This is a genomic window from Paenibacillus oryzae (genome assembly GCF_001675045.1).
Taxonomy (GTDB): Bacteria; Bacillota; Bacilli; order Paenibacillales; family Paenibacillaceae; genus Pristimantibacillus; species Pristimantibacillus oryzae.
In genome coordinates, this window is the sequence record NZ_LYPA01000072.1 from 60,646 (window position 1) to 67,124 (window position 6,479).

The 6,479-nt window shown below is 49.8% G+C and carries 7 protein-coding genes; all 7 read right to left on the reverse strand.

The annotated features are described in order from the left end of the window. Positions 1-33: 33 nt before the first annotated feature. The 7 genes from A7K91_RS20810 to A7K91_RS20840 all read right to left on the reverse strand — a co-directional run bounded on the left by A7K91_RS20810 (position 34) and on the right by A7K91_RS20840 (position 6,100). Entirely contained in the window at positions 34-924 is an 891-nt protein-coding gene (locus tag A7K91_RS20810) for a carbohydrate ABC transporter permease (RefSeq protein ID WP_068686337.1), read from the reverse strand. A gap of 241 nt (positions 925-1,165) precedes the next feature. Continuing rightward, positions 1,166-1,813: a DUF2625 family protein gene (locus A7K91_RS20815; protein WP_068686338.1), complete on the reverse strand. Its 648-nt coding sequence runs from the start codon at positions 1,811-1,813 to the stop codon at positions 1,166-1,168. A 99-nt stretch (positions 1,814-1,912) separates the two neighbouring features. Continuing rightward, the gene (locus tag A7K91_RS20820) at positions 1,913-2,260 is read right to left on the reverse strand and encodes a hypothetical protein (protein WP_068686340.1); all 348 of its coding nucleotides are present in this window, start codon (positions 2,258-2,260) and stop codon (positions 1,913-1,915) included. 57 nt (positions 2,261-2,317) lie between these two features. Beyond that, on the reverse strand, positions 2,318-2,854 hold the full coding sequence (locus tag A7K91_RS20825) for an NUDIX hydrolase (protein WP_068686342.1): 537 nt from the start codon (positions 2,852-2,854) through the stop codon (positions 2,318-2,320). Positions 2,855-2,909: 55 nt separating this feature from the next. After that, positions 2,910-4,103: a diacylglycerol kinase catalytic domain-containing protein gene (locus A7K91_RS20830; protein ID WP_245697728.1), complete on the reverse strand. Its 1,194-nt coding sequence runs from the start codon at positions 4,101-4,103 to the stop codon at positions 2,910-2,912. A gap of 115 nt (positions 4,104-4,218) precedes the next feature. Further along, the gene (locus tag A7K91_RS20835; RefSeq protein WP_068686343.1) at positions 4,219-5,253 is read right to left on the reverse strand and encodes an SPFH domain-containing protein; all 1,035 of its coding nucleotides are present in this window, start codon (positions 5,251-5,253) and stop codon (positions 4,219-4,221) included. A gap of 337 nt (positions 5,254-5,590) precedes the next feature. Next, positions 5,591-6,100 (reverse strand): GrpB family protein, encoded by a 510-nt coding sequence (locus A7K91_RS20840; RefSeq protein ID WP_068686345.1) that lies wholly within the window; start codon positions 6,098-6,100, stop codon positions 5,591-5,593. Positions 6,101-6,479: the final 379 nt, after the last annotated feature.

Consider the following 6,479-nt stretch of genomic DNA (forward strand, 5'->3'; position numbering starts at 1 on the left):
ACCTCCTGAAGAAATGTTATAGTTTCCGCCGGTTTAATAATGAACCCAGCGCTTTTGACCGATCCAGTTCAGCAGCATAACCAGCATAACGATAGCAAACAGCACCCATGATATCGCCGAGGCGTAGCCCATCTCATAATAGCGGAACGCCGTTTTGTAAATGTAGATAGACAATACAGACGTGCTTTCCCCCGGTCCTCCGCCTGTTGTCGCCTGGATGATGCCGAAGGTTTTGATCGCGGATATAAAGCCGGTAATCAGCAGCAGAAAGGTTGTCGGCGAAACCAGCGGTACGGTTACATACCGGATGGTATGCCAGAACCTTGCTCCATCCATGCGCGAAGCCTCCACCAGCTCCTTGGGCACATCCTGCAGCCCCGCCAAATAAATAATCATGTTGTACCCCACCATAATCCAGATATGGATGATGGCGACGGCAAAAATGGCGGTATCCGTCTGAGCCATCCAGCCCGGAGGATTGCTTATGCCGATAAGCCGCAGCGTCGCGTTAATCGGCCCTTGACCGGGATGAAACAGCAGCATCCAGACAAATGCGATAGCAACGCCGTTCATAATATACGGCAAAAAGTACAAGGTCCGAAGCAGCTTGCTCCAATACACGCTTTGATTCAGCGCATAAGCGATAGGAAAAGACAATAAAATGGACACTGGAACGGTCATCAAAAAAATAAACGTTTTGCCAACCGCGTTATGAAACGAAGCATCCTCCATCAATCTGTTGAAATTGTCGAGACCCGTAAAGTGAAGGCCGCCCTTGTCCATAAACGAATAATCGGTAAACATCATGACAAAGGACATCACTGCGGGCACCAGGTAAAACAGGCCAATCCCGATCATGCTGGGAGCAACAAACAAATAACCGATGGGGTTATTGCCCGAAAACCCTTTTTTTAATCGGCTCATACTATCTATCTCCTCCTTATTTCTCTAGGGCGAAAAGGTAGTGAATGATGTACACAAGCTGTCAAGCTGTCAAGCAGGCTTGCACATGCGCCCTTATAGCAAACTAAGTGTAGCAAACACCCGGTCCAGCCGTAATGAACGCTATTGTGCTGTCATAGCACTGTATTGGGCGAACGCAAAAAAGGCCCCCTGAGGGAGCCTTTCAGTTGAACTAATTGCTAATTGTCGGGCCGGTATTGTATTAGGCTTTCAAGACTATGCCCCAGGCATCGAAAACGGAAACAGGCGATTTGCTGCTGCTTTCGCCTCCCCCTTCCTTTGACCAAAGCGGAGGAAAATAAGAGAAAACTTGTCCGCTCTGAAGCTTTGTCATTTCCTCCTGCCAGCCTTCCCAGCGGAAGGTTTCATAGAATCGGGCGAGGTCGCCGTTTGCCAGCCAATTGACAAAGCCTGAATAAGCTAGCTCGGTATTTTCCCATTCCATCGTATCGGGTGCAAAATAGTAAATCTGACCGCTTCCGCCAAACCTCCCTGTATCCATGGCAAAAAAACCGCCTGCTGCGTCATAAGCCACAACAAGCATGCCGGGGACAGGCTCAGCAGCGTCCTCGTTATTCAGACCGTTCCAGGATAACAAGCCGCCTTGAATGCCTTCGCCGCCCGCCCCCAGCAGGCAAACCCAGCCGGAGTCCACAAGAATGCCGCCCGTTTCATAAGCTATGGCCCCCAAATACGAAGCCGTGCTTACACCAAGACGGCGCAAAGTGAAATCTGCTTCATTACGCTGTGCCGGAAGACAGACGCAAGCATTGCTGCCTCCATCCAGCAGCTCCTTTAACTCATCCCAGGCATGATTGTCCTCGCTAATCCATTCGTTGTTTCGTTCCATCCTTGCTTGCTTTCATTCCTCTCTATATGCAGCCGCAACGGCTTTTTACTGCTCTGTCTGAAGCAGGCTTCATATCAGGACACGGCGTTCCGGTCTGCCTTATTGCCTTTCCACCTGAAGCAGCCGCACTTCTTTGGCCTCGTAGGTGCCTTCCAGCTGCTGGCTTGCAATGACGTTTAACTTGAGCAGCCCGGCGATTTTGCCGGCATCCGGCTTTGACAGAAGCCTCCACAGCTCCAGATCGGGCAAGGCGGCAAACAGCTTTTCGCTATCGTATTCCTTTCGCTCCTGAACGACGATTTTGGCCCGGTAGCCGCCTTCCTCCATTTCCAGAACATCCTGCTGCCGCATTTCCTCCAAAATAAGGCCGCGCAGCTCGGCAAGCTGCTCCTCCAGCTCCTTCTGCTTCTGCTTGAGCCGGTAATATTGCCTGATGTGCTGATCCATTTCTCATCACGCTCCCTTTTAGGCATATGTATGCCGGAAGCATGGCTATTAGATCAGCTATCTATTTTGGACAACGCGCCAGTCATGGGCAAATTGATAAAGCTCGGCAATATCATGCCGCCCTTGCGACCGGAACAGAGCCGTCGCTTCGTCAATATCCATCAGTTCAACCCGGGCGACCTTTTCGCCGTCGGGCGGATTGAGAGGGGCGGCGACCAGCTTGACCTCTCCTGTTCCGATTAGCCGGAAAAAGCGGGGATGCGGAATATGGGACCGATAAGGCTGCTCCGCTCGGGAATGGCAGCTAAAATGGCCAACAATCTCAAAGTCCGCAAGCTCGGCTCCGATTTCCTCCATCAGCTCTCTTTTCAGTCCGTTCATATAGGCTTCTCCAGGCTCCAGCGTGCCACCGATCAGCTCCCACTTGCCATCCTCCAATTGCATCATGACGTAGCGTTCGCCAACGGTTGGAATCAGGCTTATGTTGCTTACGAGACGTTCATCTCCGCACATCCCCGGCGAAAAAACCGACTCAACGGGCTCCCACCAAATCGGGGCGGATAACGATGGATATTTTGACGAGTCCACAGACATGCTCTATTGCTCCTCTCCTGCATTGGAAATATCCCCATTATTGTAGCATGTCTTGTCAAACCACCAACACTCCATGTTTCTCAGCCAGGCCAATCGTCGCCTTCAAGCCGGAATTAAACGCTAAATAATCGCTTTCCACCCCATCGCTGAAAATAACGCCGTCCTCCGGCATCTGCGACTCTACCTGCAGCGGGCTGCGGTCATTTATAGCGCCAAATACAAGCGATGCCCCGCTGGAGCGGCTGGGGAACGGCTCCCGCACGGAAAAGTAAAGATGGCTTGCATCCCAGCCAAAATTGTCCAACACATTTTCTGCAGGGATGACCACCCCTTCCGTCTTACCCTCCTGCTCCCCCACCGCCTCCTGCCGATGCTGACCGGAGGCGGAGTTAAGGAAGGTATCGAGGTCAGAGACATAGTGTCCACAGGCATAACGGCTTATTCCTTCCGCTCCGGCTAAAACGCTTTTTAGCCAGCCTGTAGCTCCCATTCCCGTGGATACGATAATACCGCTAGAGGATTGCTGCTCTGCCCGATCGCCCGAATAAATCCGGTATCTCGCGGATACATGCGTTTTTCGGCCGATGAACAAATCATTGACCGCATACAGCGTTTGTCCGTCATTCAGCGTTGCCTTGGCTAGCGATATCTCCTTGACGCCTCGTTTTCCGCACAGCGTATCCGGCACTATTTTATGCAGATCCCGCACCTCAAACGGAAGCAGCACCCCGTCCCAGCGGCTCGGATCGGGATTGACTCCAATGAGGCGTTGACCTTGCAAATATTTGAGCGTATTCGCTACCAGGCCGTCCTGCCCTAACGCGATAACCGTATCCCGCTTCCCGAACAGATAATTGGGCACGTGTTCCCTGTTCACGATTTGCAGTCTCCCTTGTCTCTCCAAAATAGCAATGGTTTCCCGAAGCGCAAGCTGGTACGTGTTGTGCTCATTTAAATAATCGTTAAAATCCGCACCCATCTGCGTAATGTAAAATTGCGCCTGGGAAACCGTATTGTAGCGCACCACAAGCTCCTCAAGCCGGGTGCGGCGTTTGATCAGCACCAGCTTGCTGTCCCTCTGATCGGCCTCCTCGCGGTGCTCGTCATGCCTCGGTGTTGTATGCGGGCCATGCTGGCTGTCAAATTGATGGCCAAGTTGACGGATCGCTTGACGGCTTTGTTGACCACTTTGTTGGCGCTGCTGTTCTACTCTGGCACCAGAGGCGCTTCCCCAAAATGCTCCGTTCATATCCAACCCTCCTCACAAGCAGCTTGCCTGACCTTTTCCGAATCATGGCTGCTCTCTGCTGCAGCGTTCTTCCTCTCTCAGCCGCCCTTATCGCTCTGTTCATACACAAACCTTCTTATCTATGCGCAATTTTGCCCCCGGTTTCGTTCATTAATCCCTGCAACAAATCCGGTGTAATGGTAAGCTGCCCGATTTTGTCCGCTTTCTCCGCCAGCTCCTGGAATGCAATGGCGATTAGCTTGCCGGGCTCCATGCCGATGTTGGCAAGCGATTGAAGCATATGCGGCTCCATGCCTTGCATCGCTTTGACGATAGCCGACATTTCATACGCCTTGGCATCCGCTTCGGCTTGCTTGTTGGCAACGGAAAGCTCAATTAATGCGCCTTTTTCCTTCTCCAGCAGCGTATCAAATTGAAGCTGCTCCTCCTGCATTTCATTTCGTTTTTTCATAACCAGCCGTTCGGCATCCAGCTGGGTTTCGCGAATTTGCTTTCTTTTTAATTCGATGGCAATTTCCGTGCTAAGCTCATTTTCCTTAATTTTCCGCTCCTGCTGAATGGAGGAATTGCGGCGCTCATATAACGCATCGTCGGCGTTCCGGAGAATCGCCTCCCGCGCTTCCGCTTCCAGCGCTCGCAGCGTCTCCTTGGTTGGCAAAAGAGCGAGAATGGAAACGCCAAGCACCTCAATGCCAAGACGGGCAAGCTCTTCATTGTTTTGAAGCCCTTGCTTGATTGCTGCCGCCAGCGGTTCCCCCGCTTGCAGCGCCTCTCTTAACTGAAGCTGCGACAATTGTTTTTTGACCAGCACCTTGGCGGCATTCATAACCCGCAGCGACAGCTTGGCGGGATCATCCGAAAGATAGGTTTTTTTGTTCAAATGATAGGTGTAATCCAGATGCTGCGACGTTTTGTGATAATCCGCAATCCGGTATGTCAATTGCCCCTGAAGGGTAACCGTCTGGTAATCGGCTGTCATCTCATCAAACATAAACGGTGCGTCAATGGAGGAAACAGGGAGCACCATGACCGAGGTAACGGGCGCGTAATAGAGGAATGACAAGCCGATCCCTTCCTGCACAACTTTGCCGCCTTTCACCTTCATTACATATTGGCTTGGCTGAAACTTTACAAATCGCAGGCCGAACATAGACATGACCTCTCTTTCAAAAGTGGATGATGATTAATATTATCAATTTGTTAATATCATTATGTTATTATCAAAAGTTGAATTTGTCAATGGCCTTTTCACATCTCTCAAATTTGGGCTGTGTTAACCCACGCCGAAGGTCTATACCTATTGGAAGGGCTGTCCAGCAAATCTGGTCCCCGAATACGCTACACGCAAAGAAAAAGCCTAAGAATGCTTGGATATCAACATTCTTAGACTTTTCTTCTACTTGAGCCTGGTATTTCGTTGCTACTATTCGCACTGCCCATCTGGAGCTATGACTTCTGGCTAAAGGGGGGGCATATCACAAAATTCATCATTCCTTTGCAAACCAGGCAAGAGCAAGCTGCTCCATTTCCGTCACAAACGTCTTTTTGGCTGGGCTATATTGCGATGTATGTTCAAACTGTCGGGTTAATTCCTCCTTAAAGCGACTGTATCTTAAAACCTCTTCGGGATGCGCTTTTAAATAGTCTCTGAATATGAGATGCCGTTCGATTTGGGGGTTATTCATTTCGTAGAAGTGAATGTGATGAGTTCTGTTTTCTCCGCCTTTGCGTAATAACCTTCTTCCGGGAATACCCCATTCTCCTGCAACATCGTACCCAAGAGAACGCATTTGGTCATTAAAGCCGTCAATTGTCGTGATGTTAGTTACTATACACATCATATCAATAACAGGCTTAGCTTTCATGCCAGGAACCGATGTGCTTCCAAAATGCTCAAATCGTACGATCTCATAGCCATAAATGGTCTTCAGGAAATTAGCTTCCTCGAGAAAAAGTCTGGCCCAAGCCTCGCTGTATTCACTTAATCTAACCTTCATAACAGCCTCCTTATTACCGCTCAACTGATGTATTTGATGTAAATACATTCCCTAACGTTATTGAAAACTGTCTATTAGGTTAAACGAATAGGTTAAAAGAATAGGTTAAACGAAGTTTAACAATTGCTACAGAAAAAGGCTACCCAGTACATACAACCACTGGATAACCTAAAAATCCGAAACAAGTCACCTATCATATCGCCAACGCAGAATCTCCTGCCCTCTATATCAGCGTTTTGTACGAACAATCGTACAAAATAACAGCAGCGGCGCTCTGGTCGAAGCGTTTTGTACGAGCAATGGACTTATGTCAAGAAAGTAGACAGTACATGAAGAAACCCTTAGTTGACGCGGCTTGCGAATTGCTTCGAAAAACGTG

Bases quoted from the DNA above. Each gene is read 5' to 3' on its own strand.
- A7K91_RS20810 (WP_068686337.1), bottom strand. From the start codon at position 924: ATGAGCCGATTAAAAAAAGGGTTTTCGGGCAATAACCCCATCGGTTAT.
- A7K91_RS20815 (WP_068686338.1), bottom strand. From the start codon at position 1,813: ATGGAACGAAACAACGAATGGATTAGCGAGGACAATCATGCCTGGGAT.
- A7K91_RS20835 (WP_068686343.1), bottom strand. From the start codon at position 5,253: ATGTTCGGCCTGCGATTTGTAAAGTTTCAGCCAAGCCAATATGTAATG.
- A7K91_RS20840 (WP_068686345.1), bottom strand. From the start codon at position 6,100: ATGAAGGTTAGATTAAGTGAATACAGCGAGGCTTGGGCCAGACTTTTT.
- A7K91_RS20825 (WP_068686342.1), bottom strand. From the start codon at position 2,854: ATGTCTGTGGACTCGTCAAAATATCCATCGTTATCCGCCCCGATTTGG.
- A7K91_RS20820 (WP_068686340.1), bottom strand. From the start codon at position 2,260: ATGGATCAGCACATCAGGCAATATTACCGGCTCAAGCAGAAGCAGAAG.
- A7K91_RS20830 (WP_245697728.1), bottom strand. From the start codon at position 4,103: ATGAACGGAGCATTTTGGGGAAGCGCCTCTGGTGCCAGAGTAGAACAG.